We start from the raw sequence: 24569 nt of genomic DNA, 5'->3' as shown, positions 1-24569 counted from the left end.
AGAACCAGTTCACCAGAACTAGAAGTGGATCTCGAAATTTGTGGTGACGTCTATTTCTTAACTCCATGGTGTACGCATCACGGTGGCTTTACCCCAGCATGATGGGCACTTTCGATAGAATGAGCATCGGTAAGAATTCAACCTGATGCCGCCGCTCAGATTCGCTCATCGCTTGGATAAGGTAAAAATCAGGATGGCCTGCCAGCAAGGCTGGCAGAGTGGCGCGCTACATCACGGCGCTTCAACAAGTTATTTTTAGCAAAGCTATTAAACTTTTGCAAAAAAGCCAGGATGTATTGGTTGTCTAGCGAAGTTCATTGGAAATTGAGCTTTTGGCAACTAATACAACTTGGAGTAAGTGATGGCAGCTATTGTCAGCGGCAACAGCCTGGGCTTGGGTTTGACTTCTCTCAAAGCGCTTGCGCAATCTTTTGGCGGAGCAGATCGGTCGGGAGGCAGTAATGAACTCACCTATGTCAATATCTCCAACGGTAATCTGATACTCCAAGATCGTGATGATTTCTTGGCGGCACGAGGTGGTGGCTATCAAGCCATCCGTACCTATAACAGCCAAGGCCAACTGAATGACGACAACGGCGATAACTGGACAACGGGCATATATCGTCAGCAAATTAAGCTAACAGGTACGTTGAGCCAGAACGGAAGCACGCTCACTTTGCTTGAGCGAGATGGCGCCGAGTCTATTTACCATTGGAATGCCGCACAGGCTACCTACGTTCGTGACGACGGCAATGGCGCTTATGGACGTATTCGTGTACAGGGTGAAAATTATGTGTGGAGTGACCTTGGCAACAATCGCCAAGATACGTATGCACGTGATACAGGCCGGTTAGTTAGCACTACGGACGCACAAGGAAATACACTTAGCTATACCTTCGATGCAAGTGGGAATTTGAAAAGTGTGGCCAGCGCCAATGGCGAAACCACCTGGTATGACTACACCGGCAATAATCTGACGCAGATCCGCGTTGTCACTGCAGATGGTGGTGTGCACACTCGTACTCGTTACTCTTATGACGAGAAAAATCGTCTTTCTGGTGTCACAGTCGACCTGTCACCCGACGACAATGCGATTGTTGATGCGAAAACCTACATTACACGTTATACGTACGACGGAGACAGCAAGCGTATTTCTAGCGTAATCACGCCAAATGGCAGCAGGCTTCAGTTCTCCTATGTACAGTCCAATGGAGTGTGGCGTGTTGACAGAGTAACCGACGCTGCTGGAAAGATCACGCGCTACACCTACGGTGCTAACGCTACTACCGTCACGGACCCCCTGGGGTTCTCTTCAGTCTATACCTATGACGCGGTAGGACAGTTGACGAGTATTACTGGACCCGCTATTCAGGGGGCGTCGTCCGTCACGTCTTACAGCTATGATGCGCGCGGTAACGTCGTAAAGATCGTCGATCCAGAGGGGCGGGCGATCGAGATGGCATATGACGCTAACGGAAACCAAATTACTCAGAAGGATGCTGCCGGTAACTTGATCGAGCGCCGATACGATACGCAAAATCAGTTGATCGAGGAGGCACTGTCTAATAGCAATGGCAATGGCGGTCGAGAAGTTACTCGTTATGTGTATGACGCTGGAAATCACCATTTACTCCGCTTTGTCTTGACCCCCAAAGGTCGCGTGACAGAATATCGCTACGACGCTTTAGGTCAGCGCATTAGCGCATTGCAGCATCTCACTCACTATGATCTGTCTGCTACTGATCCCAGTTTAACTCTCGACGAGAGCGCAATGACGACCTGGGCTGGCCGTCAAGACGCGCGCTCGGCTCAACGTACGGACATGCAATACGACGGGCGTGGGCAGCTGAGCAAAGTGACCACTTACAGCACGGTTAATGCTGACGGAAGTGGTAACGTTGACGGCGCGGTCAACGTCCAATATTTTTATGATCAAGCTGGCCAATTATTAAAGCGAATCGCCGGCGATGGTGGTGTATTTTCCTCGACCTATGACGGGCGTGGGCGACTGATTGCTCAGGACGATGCTGGCCAACTTACTTTGACCGGCTATGACGATTTAGGTAATAGCGTTGCCACAACAGCTGCCAACGGTCTTTTGACTACTCGAGTATTTGATGCTGCAGGCCGCTTGCTGAGCGTGACGCAGGGTGGTTCGGGAATGGTAGCAGCGACCACGCATTATTCTTATGATGCTTTGGGGCAGCTTACTGAAAGTGTCGATTCGCTTGGAAATCGACAACGTGTCTTTTATGACGCTGCGGGTCGGAAGCAGGCCGAGATCAATGCTAAAGGCACTGTTACCGAATACAGTTATAACCGGGCCGGGCAATTAACAAATACCAGGATTTATGCCACTGCCGTTGATTTTTCATTGCTGACTGGTCAAGGAGGTACTGCTCTATATCCAGACTATGCGGGAATTCGTCCATCGGCCAACTCTACCGATCATATCGTTTGGCGCACTTATGACACGGTGGGCCGGATCAGCAAGGAGATCAACGCGCAAGGAGTTGTTATTGCTACGCGTTATGATAATGCCGGTCGTATTGTCAGTACCACAAATTACGCAAATCGAGTCGATGTTTCGTTGCTTGGCACCAGCCCTGTTGATGCGGACATCCAGGTTATGTCAGATGCTCAAGATCGTCTGACACGTTATTTTTACGAAGATGGCCTGCTGCGGGCTACTCTCGATGCTGAAGGATATTTGACTGAGACCAGTTACAACGACGCAGGTCAACAGATTCAAAAGATTCATTATGCGAATTTAGTGCCGGTTGACAAGCGTGCCAGCGTGTCATTGTCTGAGCTCAAGCCTTTGCGTGACACTGTTCACGATGCCATTGAACGTACGGTACGCAATAGTCGTGGTGAGGCAGTCGGAACTATTGATGCACAAGGTTATTTAACCGAGATTCGTTACGACGCCAATGGAAATATCGCGCGCACCATTCGGTATGACAATGTGGCTCAGACCAATGCTCAAGATGACCTTGGTGTGCTGCGGCCAGCATCCAATGCCCAGGATCGCGTCCAGAGCTATGAGTACGATAAAAACAATCGGCTAATCGCGGAAACCGATCCGCAAGGGAGCGTCACGCGCTATCGCTACGACTCCGTTGGTAATCGTATCGCCGCAGATCATGCAGCTGATACAAGCGAAGTGCGTCATCTTCTGTCTCGTTACGATTTACAGGGTAGATTGATTGGCGAGTTGAGTGCTGCTGGTGCTGCTCTGCTCAACGACAACATGACTGTTGCAGAGATCGATGCTCTGTGGAAGAGCTATGCTGTTACTCATGTATATGATGCCTTGGGGAATCGCATTCGCACGATACAGCCCAATGGCCAGCAGACGTCTTTCATCTACGATGCGAATGGAAAGCTGACCCATACTATCAATAGTCTGGGTGAAGTAACAGAAAACCGGTACGATACCTTCGGCCAGGTGACCACGACCGTGGAATACGGACAACGCTTAGCCAATAGCGATGCCCTAGTTTCTGGTGTGCGTTCAGAGCTAGATGCTGCGTTGTCGGCTTTATACCAAAATGACAGTGGTATTCGCGTTAGCTATCGATATAACAATCTGGGGTTGTTGGTCGAGCGTAGCAATTCTCAGTTGTCCATCCTCCGGTACTACAATAGTTTCGGAGAACTCAGCCGCGAAGATAAAGTCGCTGGCGCAGTCACTACCACTAATACGGTTCTGCGAGACCATCGTGGTCAAGCTACCGTCACAATTACAGATGCCGGTCGCACCAATCTGATCGTTCGTACGCAATATGATGCTTTCGGCCGTGCTATACAGACGATCGATCCCAGCGGAAATGTGACAAAGTCGGAATATGATCGTCTTGGGCGTCAGATAGCTCTCGCCGACGCTATAGGCGGAAAAGTAAATACTGTCTACGACGCATTTAGCCAGGTCATCAGCCAAGAGGATCATGGCGCTGTGACCAGCTACCGTTACGATGTCAGCACGCGCACGACGGTGCTGACTACGGCAGACAACGTCACAATTTCAACCACCTATAATCGGCACGGTCAGCAACAAAGCGTCACGGACGGTCGTGGCAATGTGACGCAATTTGAATATGATGCAAACGGCAATCTGATCGGGCAGACTATCGCGGGGCAGCACAGCAGTAGTCGCTATGACGCAAGCAATCGGATAATCGAAAGTATCGATGCTGATGGTCGTAAGGTTGTGATGCAATATGACGCTGCCAACCGTCTTCTTGCAAGAGTCGTTGACCCGGATGGATTGAAGCTGGTAACGACCTACGCCTATGATGCTCAAGGACATCGTGTTGGTATTACACAGCCGAATGGTTCTGTTACCCAGTTCGACTATGACGATCAGGGGCGTTTGCTACGTCAAATCGTCGATCCCAATGGCTTTGCGCTGGTCACGACTACGACCTATGACGCTAATAACAATGTGGTTGCAATTACTAGCCCAAATGGCAGTGTCACACGCTACGTCTATGACGGTGCAGGAAGGCGAGTTCAGGAGATTGTTGATCCAAACGGCCTTAAGCTGACGCGCACCTATCAATACGATGCAAATGGCAATCTTATTCACGTCACAGACGCAAATGGATATGTAACTCGATATGCATACGATCAGCTTAACCGTCTGGTATGGACTGTAAATGCTATCGGAGCTGCAAAGAAGAACATTTATGACGGTAGCAGCAAGCGCATCGTCCTACAGACCAATTATGCTAAGCCAATAGCGATTAGTAGCGCTAGCGAGATTCTGACCGCTGCGCAACTGGATGCTGCTATCGTGACTTCGGAGCAAGATGTGGCGACTTTACATCGCTACGATGCGATGGGGCGCGCCATCTGGCAGGTTGATGCTGGAGGTGCTGTTGTGAAATATGAATACGACGCTAACGGTAACGTGCTACGTCGTATTGCCTATTCCAAAGCGTTTACGATCGCGCAAATAGCTGCACTGAAGGCAGACATGTCTTCAGTCCCAGTGCCGACGGCCGATATCGCAACCGATAATATTCAACGAAGTTTTTATGATGTGCACAATCGTCTTCGTTATGGCATCGATAGTGCAGGTGCGGTGACAGAACAACTCTACGATGCGGCAGGGAATGTAGTTGAGCGTATCGCCTATAGTAAAAAGCCAGCGGTTACTGATGCAGCAGATGCTGCATTACTTGCGACAGCACTTGCACAAATCATTGACCCCGCCCATGACATGCGCACCCGGATGGTCTACGACGGCGTTGGCAGGCTAGAGTTTGAGATCAATGCACAAGGGGGCGTGACTGAACACCGTTATGATCGTAACGGCAATGCGCAGCAACAGATCGTCTATGCAACCCTCCTTCCAGTCCAAGTATTGCAGGGTGCGCTGACCGAGGGAGCAATCAAGGCTGCCCTGGTCAGCAGTTCTAAAGATAGAGTGACGACCAGCCTCTATGATGCCGCTAATCGGGCCAGCTACCAAATCGATAGTCTTGGTTATGTCACGCAACAGAGCTACGACGCAAATGGAAATGTCAGTAAGACGACCCGCTATGCTACAGCGGGTGTTCTTTCACGCGATGCAGATGGTAATTTGCAACTGAATACGCCGGCTATATCAGCACAAGATGTTACGGAAAGCCGTCTTTATGATGCAGCGAATCGCTTGCGTTTCAAAATCGATGGTATGAGCTATGTCACCGAGAATCGGTATGACAACCTTGGTCATGTCACGGGAATATTCACATACAGTCAGGCTTTAGATGCCGCTGTAGATCGCAATAGCATCGGCGCCATTCAGTTGGCACTTGGTATTTTCATTCCAGCTCCAGTTTCCAGTGCTCAGCCAGACCCTGGAGCGTCATCGCCGTCGACGGGAAATGGATCGAACACCTCGTCATCAGCGCAAAGCGGGGGATCCAGTTCGCCTGTGTCCAGCACGCAGAACGGTAATAGTGATACGCCCCAAGGCTCTCAGCCCAGTACTTCCAATACTCAATCGGCGCAGCCCCAAGTATCGGGAGGAAGCACTAACCCCAGTACTTCCAATACTCAATCGGCGCAGCCTCAAGTATCGGGAGGAAGCACTAACACGAGTCCTACGCAAGCCAGCGTTTCTAGTGGTGGTTCGTCGAGCTCTCAGTCCGCAAGCGCAGGAGCTAGCCAAACCAAAAATTCTAGCGTAGTAGCGCAAGCCAGTAATTCGAATGCCTCGGCACAAGCCGCTGGATCGGCTGATGCTCCACCTCCGGTGGCGGAAGATCCTATTGTCACAGCAATGAAGCCCGGTGACGAATATAAGCTCCAGGGATATGACAACGCCCTGAAACTTACCTATCAGGCTGGAAAACAAAACTATATTCAGCGGGCGTTTGGCAATACTTATTACAAATACATCGTTTCCGCTCAATTCAAAGGGAGTTCAAAAACTAGTGCACATATTGAGATAGTCACCGCCAGCGGGCAGGTTGTTGGGCGATCCGCTACGATCGTTGGTACAAGCCAATGGATTGATCTCAATTACACATTAGATGTAATGAAAGGAACGTCTTATAACGTTCGCTTAGTTGTTGATGGGGCAGATCCAACAAGCAATGCAGATAGTTTTGTACTGTTCGATAACTTCAACATTTCGGCAAAGACGACTGCTGATGGAAAGGCAGGTGAGAACTACAACTATGGAATGGAAGACTCTACGGTTAATGCGCTTGGGAGTCCCGTCTCTATTGAAGTTGTTGAGCGAGAGGCATCGCGCGCTAGTTTGGTCGGGAAAACCATTAGCAATCCTGTAATTAAGTTAAACACCTCATTAATACGTGGGCTTGGTGCGTTTAAGACAGGTGACACGGTAACCGTTAGCATGCGTGTTAAGGCCGCCAATGCCGCCCCATTGCGCACGGCGCTCTTCAATTCTGATACTTATGTATCATCCAACGCCACGTCCGTTGTGGCCGAGAATAGGGGGTTGGCTACAGGCGAATGGAAAACCGTCAAGTTAATTTATACCCTCACTAAAGATCAGAATCTCATGTTGTTGACTGAGGGGGGGCTGTATTATGACGATATTGCTGTGAGCAGCGTACAGCGTGGGGTGATCTTTGATCATCCGGAGGATTCCGCGATGAAATTCACGCAGACACCTCCCTTGTCCAATACAAATAACGCCGTCTTGGCGGATGCTTGGGTCGCTGCGTCCACTATCCAGCGCGTGCAGATAAAGCTTGATGCAGCAGTTACGACTCCGCCTGTTGTTCCCGCGGATCCAGGTGCCTTTGATAACAACGGCATCATCCAGAGCATGAAGCCTGGTGATGAATATCTGGCGCAAAATTTCAACGACGTCCTAAAAATCAACTTCCAGCCAGGTAAGGCAAATTATATCCAACGGGAGTTTGGGAGCCCTGCGACAAAATTTAATATTAGCTTGCAATTCAAGGGAACCGCAAAGACATGGATGCACCTTGAAGTTGTCAATTCAAAGGGAGTCGTTGTTGCCACGACGAATCCAGCGAAAGGCAATGGCAATTGGATGAGCTTGACGTTGAATACAACGCTCGCGGCACCTGTGACATTGTCTCATACCGTACGGCTTGTCTTTGACGATGCTGACGATCAGTCACCAACGGATAGTTTTGTTTTGGTGGATGATTTCAATATTTTAGGGACCCCATATGCAGCCTCCTACAATATGGAGGATGGGATGGCTATGGGGGGGACCGTTTCAACGGAATTCGTACCGCGAGACCCATTGCCATTGACATTGATTGGCTCCCAGATCAGCTCCCCTGTGGTTAAAGCATCTTCTCTTTCGCGCAATCTAGGCGCATTTTCAAATGGAGATACGGTCACTGTTACATTGAAGGTGAAAGGTACAAGTGGGACAGCTATTCGTACCGCGTTGACAAATGCAGATACCGCAGCAGTTATCACTGAGGTTAAGGGAATCGCTACGGGTGATTGGAAGCTAGTTACGCTCACGTATAAGCTAACCAAAGATCAAAATGTTTCGCTGATAACGGAAGGTGGAGGTTACTACGACGATATTGTGGTCAGCAGTGTTCAGCGAGGGACGTTGATCGATCATCCCGAAGACATTGCGATGAAATTCCTCCGCAATGTTGCGACCAACAAGAGTGTGTTGAGCGATTTTTGGACTGTCACCGGAACAGTGCAGCGCGTCCAAATTCGATTGGCTGAAGCAGTTATTGCCCCAACTCCGTCTACGCCAACAACGGCACCCGCGCAAATTGACAACGATGCAGTCGTCGCAGCGATGACATCGGGAGCTGAGTATCTTGTACAGGGTTATAACGATGTTCTGAAGCTGACATACCAGTCGGGTAAAGCGAACTACATACAAAGTGGTATTGGATTTAGAAATCAGAAAATTGACGTTAGTGTTCAAGTAAAAGGCAGCCCCAAGACTTGGATGCATATTGAGGTATTGAATGCGAAGGGGGAGATCGTTGCCAGTACCGCACCAACCAAGGGAACGGACCAGTGGTCATCGCTCTCATTATCTAGCGCGCTTAACGTCGAGAGCGCACACAGCATTCGAGTTGTAGTTGATGATGCAGATAGCGCGAACGTTGACGATAGCTTTGTGCTGATTGACGATTTTGTCGTTCGAGCGACGGGCACCGGTGATGGCTATGGGGGCGGGGTTTGGGCCTACAACATGGAAGACAGCCGCTATCCGGGAAGCACGGTACCGATAGAGATCGTGTCGCGTAATCCGGCGAGCCGCCTTTTGACCGGCGCAGATATCAGTAATCCGGTTATCAAGACCACGGGACCACTTACGCGCAATTTGGGGGCATTTAAGGCCGGCGATACCGTGTCTGTCACGTTGCGCGTGAAGGGGAATTCGGGGGCGCCAATTCGTACTACGCTCTCGGATGCAGATGCTCTTTCCACTATTTATGAGGTTTCGGGTATTGCTACCGGTGAGTGGAAGGCTGTTACGCTGACCTATACGCTAACCAAAGATCAAAATGTTTCACTGACGACGGCTGGTGGAAATTTCTACGACGATATTTCGGTTAGCAGCACGAAAAAGGGAACACTCATCGATCACCCTGAAGATGGGGTGATGAGATTTTCCCGTGCTGCTGCTACGAATAAAGCCGTTCTTAGCGACTTCTGGACTATCTCGGGAAATGTTGAACGCGTCCAAACTAAGCTGGGTGCTTCCGTCATTGACCCTACTCCACCGGTTTCCAATCCGTCTGCGCCTCTAACGCCTGCGGAGAATGATGCGGTCGTCAATAACTTGCGTCCTGAAGAAGAGTATCGGCTTCAGGCTTACAACGACGCAATGAAGCTGACATACCAGTCTGGTAAGCCGAATTACATACAAAGTGGTATTGGATTTAGAAATCAGAAGATTGACGTTAGTGTTCAAGTAAAGGGCAGTCCCAAGACTTGGATGCATATTGAAGTATTGAATGCGAAGGGAGAGATTGTTGCCAGTACCGTACCAACCAAGGGAACCGGCCAGTGGTCTTCACTCTCATTATCTAGCACGCTTAACGTCGAGAGCGCACACAGCATTCGAGTTGTAGTTGATGATGCAGATAGCGCGAACGTTGACGATAGCTTTGTGCTGATTGATGATTTTGTCGTTCGGGCTACGGGTACCGGTGATGGCTATGGGGGCGGGGTTTGGGCTTACACCATGGAGGATGGTGCGAACCGCTTGGGCAGCACCGTACCGGTCGAGTTCGTTCAGCGTGATTCAGTGCGGGCGCCGTTGACAGGGCAAGATGTCAGCAACCCAGTTATTAAAACCGGACAGTTATCTCGACTACTCGGTGCGTTCAAGGCTGGAGATAAAGTCACTATTACCTTGCGTCAAAAGGCCGGAAGCGGTGCGTCGATGCGCACGGCTCTTTATGATGCGGATAAATATGTATCGTCATTCCAAACAGCGCTGATCAGCGAAACCAAAGGACGGGGAAATGGCGATTGGCAAGTCGTCACGCTCGTCTACACCTTCACCAAAGACCAAAATGTCATGCTGGTAACTGAGGGAGGGAATTTCTATGACGACATCTCTGTAAGCAGCCAACAGCGAGGAATCCTCTTCGAACATCCTGAGGATGCATCGATGAAGTTTTCTCGTACATATCCAACAGCTACATCCGATAACCGCCTGTTGAGCGAATACTGGATTCCTGCGAACGTGGTGGAGCGGGTGCAGTTGAAGAAGAGCGCGGTCGTCGACGGATCGGGTAGCAATCCGACCAATCCGACCAATCCGACCAATCCGACCAATCCGACCAATCCGACCAATCCGACTAATCCGACTAATCCGACTAATCCGACTAATCCGACTAATCCGACTAATCCGACTAATCCGACTAATCCAGGCACGCCAGGCACTCCTGGTTCGCCAGGTATTCCGCCCACCTCATTAGAGGTCCTGCCAACAGCTTCGCATCAATTCACCCGCTATGTGTACGATGCGGTCGGGAACCTCATCTGGGGTGTTGATGCGCTGGGTAATGCGGAAAGTTATACCTACGATGCTCTCGGACAACGTACGAGCTTTACCAATAAGCTCGGAGCCACGACAAGTTATTCCTACGACAGTCGCGGAAATATCGTGAGTACTACCGATACGCTTGGAAAATCCGATACCGTTTCTTATGATGCGTTCAACCGGCGTATCAGCGTTACGGACCGCCTGGGAGCTACAACAAATTATTCGTACGACATTCAAGGTAATCTTGTTCGCGTCACAGATGCGCTTAACAATAGCGAGAGCTACGCCTACGATGCCCTTGGTAATCGCATTAGCACAACCAACAAGTTGGGCGGCGTTACTTTGGCAGCCTATGATTCTCTTGGAAGAAAGATAAGCGAGACACTTCCTGTCACAAGTCGTGATTCAGGTGGCGTCAGCCGACCTGTTACCAACGAAATGCGTTATGACGCCTTCGGCAATCGCATTGCTACAATCGAGGCTGTCGGATTGGCTGAAGAGCGCACGACACAGTACACGTTCGACGCTCTCGGACGACCGCTCAATCAGATTGGTCAGGCGACCCAAATTTATGTTGCGGGCGCTGGTTGGCAGACGGTTAATCCGACGGAAACAACGCGCTACGATAGCCGCGGCAATATCGTCGATAAGGGTGATGCCAACGGTAATCACGCTCGCCTGTATTACGACGCAGCGAACCGCGTTATTGCCGAAGTGTCCCCCGGTGGAACACTAACAACCAGGACTTACGATGCGTTCGGCAATGTACTTGGTCAACGCATCTACGGGGATCTTTTGTCTCCGTCAGATATGCAGGCCACAGGAGACTTACCACCAGTTCCCCGTAATGCGGGAAATTATCGAGAAACGCGTTACATCTATGACGCCAATAATCACTTGACCGATACGATTTTGGCGCAGGTTGGTTTCGCAGAACTTAACGACGTTACGGGTAACTTCACCTATGCAGTAGGTGATGTTATTACCCATACAAAGTACAACGCCCAAGGCCAAGCGATCCTGAATCAAGATGGTAGCGGACATAAAAGCTACTTGTATTACAACTCCTTGGGCCAAAAAGTCCTTTCTATTGACGCCGCTGGCTACGTGGTTGCTTGGCAGTACGACGCGGCTGGGAACGTTGTTCTGCAACGAGCTTATGCTCAGCGCTTGCCAGCTAACACGCCTTATACCGAAAGTAGCAATTTCTTGACGCTGCTGGCGCTTTTGCCAGCTGATGCTAAAGATCGTGTCACAAGCTTCACCTATGACGTCTTGGGGCGCATGACCGCGCAGACGGTTCTGAACGTAGCCACTTCAAGCATCAATGGCAATGGGAAATTGTCCAATCAAACCAGTGATGTGGTGACGCGCACTGGCTATGACGCCATGAATAACGTCGTTAGCCAGACAGATGCGTTGGGAAATGTTGTCAATTCGGAGTTCGACTTGCAGGGAAGGAAGACCGGGATATTGCTGCCGGCATTTGTTGACTACAACGGTCAGACTATTCGAAAAACTACGCATTATCAATATAACGGCTTGCATCAAGTCACACGGGAAACGCAAGAAGGAAGCGGGACAGACGTTGCACACGCCACTATCAGTCAATTTGACCGATCTGGGCGTCGAATCAGTCAAACGCTGGCGAACGGTGACGTCATTCGTTACGGTTATGATGCGCAGGGCAATACCACGGCCGAGATTGTTGATCGCCGAGAGGCCAACGGTAATGTCGTCCATGAAATGACGAGCATCACCTACGATGCGAATGGCAAGGAGATACGACGCAATGTCGGGACTGTTGGTCAAGACAACATCTTGGGTATCAACAGTGGCAGTGTTAATAGCGTGCGCTATGACGCTTACGGCAATATCGTCGGGAAGAAGACAGAAAGCGGAAATGTCAACGGGGATGCGCAGCAGTTCACCGACTATGACGCCGCCGGTCGTATTTGGCGTAGCAATGTAGACAATGGCATTACCAAGGTGTACTTCTACGATCGCAACGGTCGACCCACAATGACATTGCAGTCGCAGACACTGGATCTGCGCAGTATGACTCTGGAGCAAATTCAAGCCGAGATGAGTCTGGCTGAGAGTCGCATCGCAACTACCATTACCGTCTATGACGAGCGTGGGCAAGTGGTACGTGTCGTTCAGCCCAAGATGACAAACACCAGGCCGACGGCGAGTCTCATGGCCCAACAGGGGGGTGGAACATTCGAGGGAGTACAACTGACGTCTGGTACGACGTTAGTACGCGGTGCTGATGCGAGTTATTTGCCACAGGCGCCGGCAGTATCCGATTCCGCCTCCGTGAGCGGGACGCTGGGTACGTTCTCTGCGATGACGAAGACTTACATTCCGCCTCGTAACGAATGGGTGGGAAGTGGTACGGATCGAAAGTTAATGAAGACTGATTTCACTTTCACTATCCCTGATCTCACTGCAGTTTATGGAAGGCATCAGATCGAAGTCCGTATCAAGATAACGGGCATCTCCGAAGAAGGGATGTACAAGGATTGGGCGTCGGCCTATACCTGGGATCAAGGGCGTGCACTGGAGTGGTATTACGATAAGAAAGATGACCTCGAACTCGTCTACATCTTTGACAGCCCAGGGACGTACACGATTTCCCAGATGCTGAGTTCGCGAACCAAGAATTACACGATGGACTTCACTGTCAAGCCAAGTAACGGCAGCGACGTGAATGTTGCACATCTATCCCACTATGCATACTGGAATAGCACCGTCCGGACTGGGACGGTGCAACCAACCGGATCAAATCAACTTCGCCTATCTAACCAGACGCTCAAGGGCGCTGCGAATGTCGACTTGTACTATCGTCCGACAGGCAGTACGGGGCCTTATTCCAAACTCAGTACGACTACCTTGGCTAGCCAGCCTGGCACATACATTGCCGACGTTAGTGGCTTGAATGGCATCTACGATATGTTGATGGTGGCGGTAGATCGCGAGGGGAAGCTGCTGCGCACAGATGCTCTTACGGTTAATCGGATAACAAATACGGTTACCCGCAGAAGCGGCGTGCCTAATACCGCCATATATGAGGGCGGGAACATGCGCATGGTGGGCTTGCGCTTAGGAAATGGAAAGCCTGCTACTTCTGTTGTCTATAGGCTTGGTAACGGAACAACAGGACGTATCACTACGCAAATTCCTGGTGTTTTCGGCATTCCCGTAGGTCTTGCTGCGTCCAATATCGAGTTGCAACTGACCGATGCCGATGGTGGAACAGATAGTCTGATTGGTTCTATTAATCCAGCGACCGGGATGACCAACCTGCAGTATCTGAAATACGCAGACTCGTCGCTTGTGTTCAGCAATCTGGATATGAATGCAACACGGCTGGAGATTCGTTATCGCGAAGAAGGCAAGACCGATTGGATCACCAAGGTTCTTACCCGTAATGGTGAAAGCACGACATGGGTATGGGATACCCAAAGCGCGGGTCTTGTACCCGACAGGACCAAAACCTATCGTTACGAAGTGCAGTTCGATGCCTACGACAGTGATGGCACTAAGGTTAATAACGGGAGTGCCACGATTGCTGCCGGCAGTCTTGCTAGCGGAACATATACTACCGGAAGCATCACCGGATCGGCTCGTCCGCGCTGGATTGGTTTCAATCCGAATACGAATACGGCCAATACGATGGCGATTCGCTATCGCCTGAAGGGAAGCGCAGATGCCTTTGCGACTACCGTATTAAATCGACTGCCTAGCGGGACCTTCAAGCTCGACATCTCTGCATTGCCCATCGGCCAAGAGTATGAATTTGCATATGATGCGAAAAATGCCACAGGCGATATCGTTGCAAGCAGCAATGGTTACTTCCGTAGCGAAGCTGATCAGCAGGCCAGCGATGGTACCAACGTCAAATGGATGATTGGCCTTGACAACGATATACATAGTGCGACGCAGATCCGTCGTAGCCAGTCATATGACGCCTTCGGCAACATCATCAGTGAGACTGACGGAAACGGTAATACTGTCAACTTTGAATACAATGCATTGGGTCAACTGACAATCAAGCGCGATGCAGCAACCGACATCACTTTGGAAAATGGCTATGTGGTCAAGGGACAGCGTACTGAAACACGCTATTCCTATGATTCTGCTGGCCGGCTGATTGGGATTCTCGATGCGGGTGGGAATCTGAACACCCAGAGCTGGAATGTTGGTGATGACGTTGCTCACATTGCCTCAGAGTGGCATGCGGATGGCGGCGTCAAAAAGAACTCCTATGATGTCTTTGGAAATTTACGTAGCACGATTAATGAAGATAATTGGAAAACGGATTATCGCTACGATGCAAATAACCGCCTGGTTGCAATGGACCGTCAGGTGTCGGGCGCTGCCAAAACAACAGATAGTTATGAGCTTGACGTAAGAGGCCAACGCATTGCTTCTACCAATGGCTTAGGCTTCCGGTCGAGTACGCGTTACGATAGCGTCGGTCGTGTGATTGAGACTGTAAGTGCAGAAGGCCGCCGCACGGCATACAGCTATAACTACGACAATACAATTGCAGGGCTCGGCACTGGCGCTAACTTATCGCAGGCTGGCGGATGGCGTCGCGTCATGACAGATGCAAACGGTCGCACGATGACGGATGACATGGATGTCACGGGTCGTGTGATGCTTCACGTCGATCTCAGTGGAAGAGTCTTTACCTATCGCTATCATTACAGTGGTCTGGTAGCAAGCCAGAGCAGCTCTAATGGTCAGGATGTTGATTACAGCTACTATGGAAATGGCTATCTGCGCCAAGTTAATGATCGCGGAGTTGGGACTACGGCGACGTATGAGTACGATAATAACGGTAACCGGATCTTTGAAGGTTACATGGCTGAAAACGGTCAGTTCGCCTTCCAGCAGCAGACAGTTACTTATGACGCGAAAAACCGAGTGGTTAGCATTAGCGACCCACGCTATAACATCGTCTACGAGTATGATGCGCTAGGTAATCGGCGTTTCATGCAGAGCACTTACACCAACGGTGTTGGCGGAAAAATTGCAAACCAAATCTATTGGTATAAGTACGATAGCATGAGTCGGTTCACGATCAGCATGGGACAATTGTCCGGTCCGCGTGCAACAACGGCGAACGGTGCTGCAACAATAGTGCGCGGATCGCAAGGTGATGGCGTATTGCTCACCTACACGCAGGCTGGGTTGCGGGCGTCTGCGAACTATGCTGGGAATTCCAGCACTACCGAACATACCGAGGCTTATTACTACGATGGCCGCGGACTATTGACGCAAACTCGTCTATCGGATGGAACTATTATCTCGCGTGATACTGATCTGGCTGGGCGTGTTACCGGAGTGCGTACATTTGATGGCAATAATAAACAGCTCCAAAACGTTACTCGGATCTGGGATAAAGACAACCTTCTTCTGCAAGAGCGTGACAATCTCTTGAGTAAGGGGACGCGCTATGAGTTGATGGCAGACGGAACGGTGCTCGCCAGTCAGACTTATAGCTCGGACCCCGCAGAGACTACGTTGCGTACATCTTTCGATTACGAGTGGTGGGACACTGCCAAGCAAAGCCGTATTACCGTGCAAGCCAGAAATAAGCAGGTCGACGACTGGAATCGAGTGTGGCAGCCGGGATTTAGCTTATTTACTTATGACGTAAATGGTCACAGTAAGTTGGCCTATGACGAGGCTGCCAAGCGAGCGTTCACATATTGGACCGACACTGATGGCCAAGTATTGAAGCGCCAGGAGCTGATTGGGGGAAGCTACGACGCCGGTACTGGTAAGGTCAACGGCGCTAATAAGGCGCGGGAGCATAGCTATTATTATCTCGATAGCCATCGCATCGGTGACGTGGGTAATGATCAGACTGAGCGAACTGACTATGCGCAGGAACTGACCAGCCTACGAGCAAACGATGGCCGCCGTTCCTATGAAAAATTTACTCCTAGTAATGCTGCGGACTTTGATGCAAATTACCAGCCAATTAATAGCGAGTATCCGAGTAGTGCCCCAGGGACTTACACGGTAAGAGCTGGAGATACGCTATTGAGCGTTGCGCGATCTCTTTGGGGGGATGCGACACTTTGGTATTTGCTTGCTGAAGCCAACGGTATTTTGGACGGACAGCCAAGTGATCCACTAGTGGCTAATAGTACCCTCCGGGTACCCAATAAGGTCACTAATTTCCACAATACAAGCGCGACTTTTAAGCCCTACAATCCCGGCAAGGCTTTGGGTGATACTAGCCCGACTTTGCCAGCTGCGCCCCCACCGCCACCGCCGCCATCTCCCACAGAGGGAAGGGATGGCTGTGGTGGCGTTGGGAAAATACTGGCGTTAGTTGTTGTGGCCATCGTTGCCGTGTATACGGCGGGCGCTGCCCTGCAAGCGCTGGCACCGATAATGACAGGAGCGCTGGGGTCTGCAGCTGGGACCGTTGCAGCAGGGGCTCTGGCAGGAGCAGCGGCGAGTGTTGTTAGTCAAGGAGTTGGCATCGCATTAGGTGTCCAAGAGAACTTTAGCTGGAATGCAGTAGGCAAGGGTGCTCTTATGGGGGGTATTTCTGCGGGGCTGGCCAAAGCTGCAGGCTTAGATATAGGTACCTCATCTGGTACGAGTACTTCTAGCGATGGCTGGTTAGCAGCTGCGGGCCGTGGAGCTGCGATGAATACGGCTTCGCAAGGCATCCTGATTGCGATGGGTAAGCAAGACAGCTTTGATTGGCGGGCTGTGGCCGCAAGCGCGGCAGGTGCTGGAGCCGGGCAATACGCTAAGACTAGCGGGTTTGGCAGTTTTGGACAAGGTATCGCCCGCGGCGTCGCAAGCTATGCCGCGACCGGTGGTAATTTCCAGCGCGCTTTGCCAAGTATCGTTGGTAGTGCTATAGGAGACCAACTCGCTAATTCATACAATCGTGCTCCTCAAAAGTCTCAGTTGGAGCAGGTGGTTGAGATGCGTCAGTCAGAAGCCGATTTGGGCAGAGGAGTTCGTCTCTCATCTGAGCAAGCACAAAAGTGGGGGCCACGATTCCCCTCCGAGAATATCTATTCCCTCGACCGCTCGGACTATAGTTTGACTGCAGAGGGAGCGCCCAAATTGCAGCTTCAAATGGGTAATGAGTCAGACGAGATTGCATCCGGAAATGAGCTAAATGCCGCGTTCTATTTGTCTGCGGGAAAAATAGGTCCTGTGCTGACGCGGGAATTGATTAGTAACCCGAAGTTGGATGCTGCCATGAAGGAATTTCAGGCGCAGTCGGAGGCATCGGCAACGGGCGGGAAGTGGCTCTTAAGCAAGGTCGATAAGATGAAAACCGCCGTTACAGGAGATGGTGGTGTGGTAGATAACGCGATCGGGATCTTGAAGTGGGGGGGCAATACTGTTAGTTCAACGCTCAACACGCTTGCATCTGGTAGCTACTATGCGCAGCTGGATAAGGCGGGAATTGATTCCCGGGACGTGCCGGGGCCGCTGGAAATACCTGAGTGGAAGTACAGTAATGCCCGTCAGGCGGGAACGGCTACAGCGGCGGATGCTGCGTTGTTGTTGTCGGGATTTGGTGGGGCAGCTAAACTGCTGGCGACGCCTAAAATACTATCTGTTGCTGAATTTAACCTGGCGTCGGTGCGAGGAGGCTCTGGGGCAGAGAATGCATTCCAGACTGGAGCTCGGCAGGTACTTAATCCGAATACGGTGAAGGGATGGGACGAGGCAGAAGCAGCCTATAACGCCATTCGTGCCAACAGTGCTGACGTTTCAGCTATTGCCAACAATTCAGGGATGTCAGAGGCCAGCATCGCTCGGATCAAAAACCACGTGTTCTTCAATGATCATCAGCTCAATTCTGGGCTGCGTCGCTTTGACGCTGATCCTGACATCGTGAACGCTTGGGACCGTCTAACGACCGGCGATTGGGTAAAATCGGACCTCCGTCTACTGCAACACGAACGTTTCGAATCGAAGTTCGAGGCGATTTACAAAACCGACTATCGTACGGCGCATGATGCCGCCATTCGATCTGGGCGGACTTGGACTCCGGAGTAAGGTCATGGCTTTCTATGTGAAGATTGAGAAATGTGCTGAGGACGAGCTGGCAGCCAGATACAGGTTCTGGAGCGTCATGGATAACTGCGGTGAGCTTGAGATAGACAAGCGGTCAGGTGAAGTGCGACTACTTGTGCAAATCAACGGAGATCAGCAGGGACATCTGTTCAATCGAGCAGCCGTCAAGATAATGCGTGAGTGGAGGGTGGGTAGTTTACCGGACATGACTGAGTGGGCTTCATAACAGTACTTGTGCGGTAGTGCATCGGGGGGGGGCTGATAGCCCCAACGTACTGTTGCGCCAGAGGGGGGCAGCGACGGAAGATGGCGCAGGTGACCTGCGTCGGTAATTTGCAGCCAGTTAGGCAGTGAGTCGGTTGTCGACCATATTCGATTCCAGCCAAGCTTGACGGACCGTAGCTGTTGGTTGGTAGTTAAGTGCGCTATGCGGCCTGCGCTGGTTGTGGAGCTGACGCTGTCTTTCGATCTGCACTTTTGCTTCGGCCCAACTGCGGAACCACTCCCGATTAAACAATTCGTCGCGCAGCTTGCCACTGAACCTTTCCACGAATCCGTTCTGCCATGGACTGCTTGGCGCGATGCCGGCCGGACCAACTGAGGCATCCCGCAGCCATCGCATGACCTTGGTCGCTGTGAACTCAGCGCCGTTGTCCGACCGAACGTAGACCGGCTTTCCATGTAACCGCATCAATCGCGAGAGTGTCAGGATGACATCCTGGGAGCGCAAACTGGCAGCAACTTCTATAGCCAGGCATTCCCTAGTGTATTCATCGATCACGAACAGCATCTTCAATGAGCGTCCATCCACCATCTGGTCATGAACAAAGTCGTAGCTCCAGAGTGAATTAGGCTTGGTTGCTCCAGGTAACCGAATGCCGTTGCCGCATCGACGCCTGCGAGGCCGCTTTCGTGGAATGCCCAGTTTTAGCGCGCTCCAGAGCCGTCGCACTCGGGACTCGCCCAAGGCCAGCCAGGCAGACATACGCCGATAGCCGAATCGAGGGACCTCTTGCGATACCGCGATCAGCTGCTGCGTCAGGCTCCGATCCTTTTCGGGTTGTAGTAACTGATAACCTACTACCCGCCGGCTCAGTTCCAGATAACGACATGCCTTACGTTGCGACAGCCCCCGACGAGTAAGGACTTCCAGCGCTTCGCGCCGGCCCGCGAAGGTCATCATTTTTGTCGGCTTAACTCTTTCAAGCCATCAATCACCAGCAGCTGGTCCGCCACCATGCGTTTGAGCTTGTCGTTCTCGGATTCAAGATCTCTGAGCCGCCGCGCGTCCGAGACATCCATACCGCCAAACTTGTTTCTCCAGCGGTAAAAGGTCTGCTCAGTAATGTTGTGGCGCTTGCACAGATCTACCGTCGCAATCTCCTTGCTCTCTGCTTCTCGCAAGATGCTGATGATCTGTTCGTCCGTAAATCGCTTCTTCATTGAGTTCTCCTTGGCGTTAGCATAAAGAACTCACTTATCCGCTGGCTACAAAATTCGTTTCAGGTCAGCGCAATTCAAATGGGATTGCAAAATAGATAACTAAAATCAAATAAATTGCGTACTTTCTCAAAAAATGATAATCTCGTGCGGTCAACATAAATTACGTAAAGTTTCAGCTATTTACTAATATTTACAGCCGCCACTTCCGATTTGCTAGCCTCGTCATGCCACATCTTTCGGTAGTAAGTGTTAGTTTTCACGCGTAATCCCTGACAAATTCTCTTAAGATCAATTAATTGCTCGCGCTGCGAGGGGATTATGCACGCCGATTTGGCCTTGCAGATGATGGCGGACATGCTATGGACGGGGCTGCTGGTCTGTCTTCCCGTTCTGGCGTTGAGTATGCTCATCGGTATCATCATCAGCGTTCTGCAGGTGGTCACCCAAGTGCAGGAAGCATCGCTCACTTTCGTTCCTAAATTGCTCGCCGCGGGCTTTGCGCTGATCGTTTTTGGGCCGTGGATGCTGCATAAGCTGGCGCAATTTTCTTCCCGCCTGTGGGTCGGTATTCCAGGATTGTTTTGAGAGTACTGCGGTGCCCATCATTTCTACTTTCGCTCTAAGTGCGCTCCCCACCTTGATTGATCCAGCGTGGATTGCCACGGTGTTGCTGGTGGCAACGCGTCTTGCTGCGGTGCTGTTGATGACCCCGGTGCTCTATGCATTTCCGATGCCCAATATCGTGCGGATGTTGTTGGTTTTGGCGTTCTCTGTTCTTTTTGTGCTTACCTTTCCGAACATGCGGGCACAGGAAGTTTTCGAGCCCGGTGCATTGATCGTGTCTATTTTGAGTGAGTTGATGCTGGGCGCCACTCTCGGATTAAGCATCCTTCTTGCTTTTGCTGCCTTCTCGGTGGCGGGTTCCTTGCTTGACGTGCAAATTGGTTATGGCATAGCGCAGGTCATCGATCCAGCGACTCGACGGCAGATACCAATCTTGACGTCGCTCTTTAATCAGGTCGCCGCTGTGGTGTTCTTCCTGGTAAATGGTCACCATGCGCTGCTACGTGGATTGGCGTATAGCTTCGAACGTTTTCCGGCCGGGCAGGCTTGGCCTATAGCTCAGGCGGCGGGGCCATTGGCGCGACAGATCGCCGGGATCTTCTCGATTGGCTTTGCATTGGCGGCCCCTGTGGTCTTTTGCATCTTGTTGGTGGAAGTCGGGGTGGGTGTGTTGGCGCGCAATCTGCCCCAGATGAATATGTTCACCATGGGTATCCCGATCAAAGTCATCGTGGGGCTGGGCGCATTGTCCCTCTGGATGGCAGGTTCTGGAGATGCAATGTCGCGCGTCTACTTTTCTATCTTCAACGCCTGGGAAGGCTTTTTTGCGGGGAGTGTCTGATGGCTGGTCAGGACATGGATCGCAACCAAGCAGCCACACCACATAAGTTGCGTGAGGCACGTAAGCGTGGGCAGGTTGCCAAAAGCCCAGATTTCACCGGAGCCGTCGTGTTTGTTGTCGTACTGGCATACCTTTCTTGGCAGGGATGGGAGAGTGTGCGTGACCAATTTCGCTTCGATCAAGCGGTCTTGGGAATGGCTGGCCGGCTCGAAGGCGGTGCGCCCGTGTTGTGGCAATTACTGTTGAGTGGTATTAAAAGTAGTCTCATCCTGCTCGGACCGTTCTTTATTGCACTAATGATCGCTGCCATCGTGGGCAACCTGGTTCAAATTGGGCCGATACTCTCCTCCAAGCCGTTAGGGCCAGACTGGAGCAAGTTAAATCCTGCGACTGGATTCAAACGGCTGTTTTCTCTGCGCACTTTATTTGATACAGCACGAGCATGTTTGAAGTTGGTGTTGTTGGTCTGGGTCGTTTATTACGCGCTTAAGAAAATGTTGCCGCAATTCGGGGCATTGGGGCAGTACAGTCCGACAGGTTATTTACACGCTTTACTGGACGATATCGCCTCGATGTGCATGAAGATCGCTTTGATGTTGGTGATCATCGCAGCCGTAGATTGGATGTACACTCGACGCGAGTTCGCAAAGAACATGCGTATGAGCCATCGTGATATTCGCGATGAGACAAAGAACCGGGAGGGGGATCCTCGGATTCGGGCGCGTTTACGTGAGCTGCGCCGCGAGATGCTGCAACGTAGTCTCGCCGCAAGCAAAGTTCGTGAGGCCGATGTATTGATTACTAATCCAACGCACTTGGCGATCGCTTTGCGTTACAAGCACGGGGAGATGAATTCGCCTCAAGTCCTGGCCAAAGGCGCGGGTATCCAGGCTGCAGCGATGCGGAAGGTTGCCGCCAAGCACAGGGTGCCGGTTGTTAGGAATCAAACCTTGGCTCGAAAGTTATATAAAGAATTGGATTTTGATGACTACGTGCCGCCGCATTTATATGCGGAGGTGGCACGTATTATCGTCTGGGTTTTCGCGATGCGTAAGGCTTCTGATGCGGCGCATCGTGCTACGGCGTCTGCATCAGGAGCTATAGCATGATGGCCAATTTGCGTTCATTCTTCGGGCGCCATGCAGATATTGCCATGGTGTTGGTTGTGTTAGCAGTGCTGTTAGTACTGTTTGTTCCCATTCCTAGTCCGCTATTGGATTTCCTGATCCTGGCGAATTTCAGCTTTGCATTCCTGATTTTGCTGCTGACTTTCTACATGGCTCGTCCAGTAGAGTTCTCCACATTCCCGTCCCTTTTGTTGCTGGCGACCCTGTTTCGCTTGGCGCTGAATGTGGCTGCTACTCGCTTGATCCTCTCTGATGGTGACGCTGGACGCGTAATCGCTGCAATCGGTTCCTATGTGGTTGGGGGCAACTACGTTATTGGCTTAATTGTGTTCTTCATTCTGATTGTTGTGCAATACGTTGTGATTACCAGCGGCGCACAGCGTGTTTCAGAGGTGGCAGCACGTTTTACCTTGGATAGTATGCCGGGTCAGCAGATGAGTATCGACGCTGATCTGAACATGGGTTTTATCGATCAAGCAGAGGCTCAGCGTCGCCGTAAGAACTTGGAGAAGGAGTCGGGTTTTTACGGTGCCATGGATGGTGCAAGTAAATTCGTCAAGGGTGACGCTATTGCCGGCATCATCATCTTGCTGATCGACATCGTGGGTGGCCTGGTAATCGGCATCATGCAACGGGGCATGCCTTGGGGGCAGGCCTTGCAAACCTATACGCTGCTGACCATTGGTGACGGCATTGTGACGCAGGTGCCTGCACTCGTCATTGCCTTGGGGACGGGCATTATTGTTACCCGCTCCTCATCTGATACCAATTTGAGTCATGCGGCGTTACGCCAGGTAACTTCATTTCCTAAGACGTTACTGTTGGTGGCGGCAGCGCTTGTTGCCTTGATACTGCTGCCTGGCATTCCAGCGTTACCAGCAATGGCGCTTGCCGGAGGCGTGCTTCTAGTGTGGTGGTTCGCGCGCAAGGCCACGGTAGGGGATGATGATAAGGCCAGTGCTACCGTTGATGGGGAGGATGCAGATGCTCAAGCAGATGATCCCTACGCCCAACTGAAAGTTGAGCCAATCGAAATCTTCGTGGGAAGTCATTGGGTGCCATTGGTGCAGCAAGGCAGCCTCTTTATGGACCGTATCGCGACATTCCGTAAGCAGCATGCGCAAGAGTTGGGGCTAGTTCTCCCTAAAGTGCGCTTTCGCGAATTGTCGAAATTGGGAGCTGACCGATATGAAATCCACCTGGATGGCGTGTTGACGGCAAAAGGGGAGGCGCGCGCCGAACGTCTGCTGGCAATTCATCCAGCGGGAGATCTTAAGGCTGTTCCAGGTGAGCCGACCAAAGATCCTACTTATGGGCTTCCCGCGCTGTGGATAGAGGAATCACAGCGTAACGCGGCGGTTGCAGCAAAATTTACCATCGTGGATGCACAGACGGTATTCATGACGCATCTCACGGAGGTATTGCGCCGGGAATCCGCAAGATTGTTGACGCGTGCTGAAACAGAGCGCCTTTTGGCACGAGTACGAGAGTCGAATACCAGTTTGATAGAGGATCTGATTCCCACCTTGCTGAGCATGAATGATGTGCAGAAAGTGCTTCAGAACTTGTTGCGAGAGAAGGTCAGCATACGTCATATCGAAGCAATTCTTGAGGCGCTTAATGATGCTGGTCGAGGTAGCAAGGATGCGCAATATCTTACCGAGGCCGTTCGCCATCGCCTTGGACATGCAATCTGCCAGCAGCTTTTGGGAGAGGCAACTGCGCTGCATGTCATGACGCTCGATCCAAATATCGAAAGTCAATTGATGCAAAATCTCCGTAGCGTAGATGGTTCGCAAGGTTTTGCGTTGGAGCCTCGCTTGGCAGAGCAAATGGTCGCGCGCCTGGTGCAGCAGGCTGAACGCATGATGAAAAGCAATTTGCTGCCGGTGTTGCTGTGTGCGCCCGAGCTACGGAGGCATGTGCGCATGTTGAGCGAACGAGTGATGCCGCATTTGCGCGTTCTTTCAATGACAGAAGTGCCTCAAACAATCGAATTGAAGTCCTATAGCGTGGTCACGTTATAAAGAAGGGA

The 24569-nt window shown here is 51.3% G+C and carries 6 protein-coding genes; 5 read left to right on the top strand and 1 reads right to left on the bottom strand.

Annotated features, from left to right (window positions below):
• Positions 1 to 361 precede the first annotated feature (361 nt).
• Positions 362 to 18541, top strand: a complete 18180-nt coding sequence (locus MKD49_RS05550) for a hypothetical protein (RefSeq protein WP_252695696.1) — start codon at positions 362 to 364, stop codon at positions 18539 to 18541.
• A gap of 361 nt (positions 18542 to 18902) precedes the next feature.
• Here MKD49_RS05550 and MKD49_RS05545 read toward each other — a convergent pair.
• Positions 18903 to 20002, bottom strand: a protein-coding gene (locus MKD49_RS05545) for an IS3 family transposase (protein ID WP_252695695.1) whose coding sequence is annotated in 2 segments (ribosomal slippage) — positions 18903 to 19747 and positions 19747 to 20002 — 1101 coding nt in all. Because the reading frame shifts where the segments join, the coding sequence is not laid out codon by codon here.
• A 318-nt stretch (positions 20003 to 20320) separates the two neighbouring features.
• On the opposite strand from MKD49_RS05545, the gene MKD49_RS05540 reads away from it, so the two are divergent.
• Genes MKD49_RS05540 through flhA form a run of 4 tightly spaced genes read left to right on the top strand, consistent with a single transcriptional unit; the run spans position 20321 to position 24561 of the window.
• The gene (locus MKD49_RS05540) at positions 20321 to 20587 is read left to right on the top strand and encodes a flagellar biosynthetic protein FliQ (protein ID WP_252695694.1); all 267 of its coding nucleotides are present in this window, start codon (positions 20321 to 20323) and stop codon (positions 20585 to 20587) included.
• A gap of 10 nt (positions 20588 to 20597) precedes the next feature.
• Positions 20598 to 21407: a flagellar biosynthetic protein FliR gene (locus tag MKD49_RS05535; RefSeq protein WP_252695693.1), complete on the top strand. Its 810-nt coding sequence runs from the start codon at positions 20598 to 20600 to the stop codon at positions 21405 to 21407.
• Positions 21407 to 22516: a flagellar biosynthesis protein FlhB gene (locus MKD49_RS05530; RefSeq protein ID WP_252695692.1), complete on the top strand. Its 1110-nt coding sequence runs from the start codon at positions 21407 to 21409 to the stop codon at positions 22514 to 22516. The genes MKD49_RS05535 and MKD49_RS05530 overlap by 1 nt, the downstream gene beginning before the upstream one ends.
• Positions 22516 to 24561: a flagellar biosynthesis protein FlhA gene (flhA, locus tag MKD49_RS05525; RefSeq protein WP_371925438.1), complete on the top strand. Its 2046-nt coding sequence runs from the start codon at positions 22516 to 22518 to the stop codon at positions 24559 to 24561. Before MKD49_RS05530 ends, flhA begins: the two co-directional genes overlap by 1 nt.
• Positions 24562 to 24569 lie beyond the last annotated feature (8 nt).

Origin of the sequence: Herbaspirillum sp. WGmk3 (assembly GCF_023952535.1) — a bacterium.
Lineage (GTDB): Bacteria > Pseudomonadota > Gammaproteobacteria > Burkholderiales > Burkholderiaceae_D > Herbaspirillum > Herbaspirillum huttiense.
This window is presented reverse-complemented; position numbering and strand designations above follow the sequence as displayed.

Coding starts and splice junctions, on each gene's coding strand:
- MKD49_RS05530 (WP_252695692.1), top strand. CDS start 21,407: ATGGCTGGTCAGGACATGGATCGCAACCAAGCAGCCACACCACATAAG.
- flhA (WP_371925438.1), top strand. CDS start 22,516: ATGGCCAATTTGCGTTCATTCTTCGGGCGCCATGCAGATATTGCCATG.
- MKD49_RS05540 (WP_252695694.1), top strand. CDS start 20,321: ATGCACGCCGATTTGGCCTTGCAGATGATGGCGGACATGCTATGGACG.
- MKD49_RS05550 (WP_252695696.1), top strand. CDS start 362: ATGGCAGCTATTGTCAGCGGCAACAGCCTGGGCTTGGGTTTGACTTCT.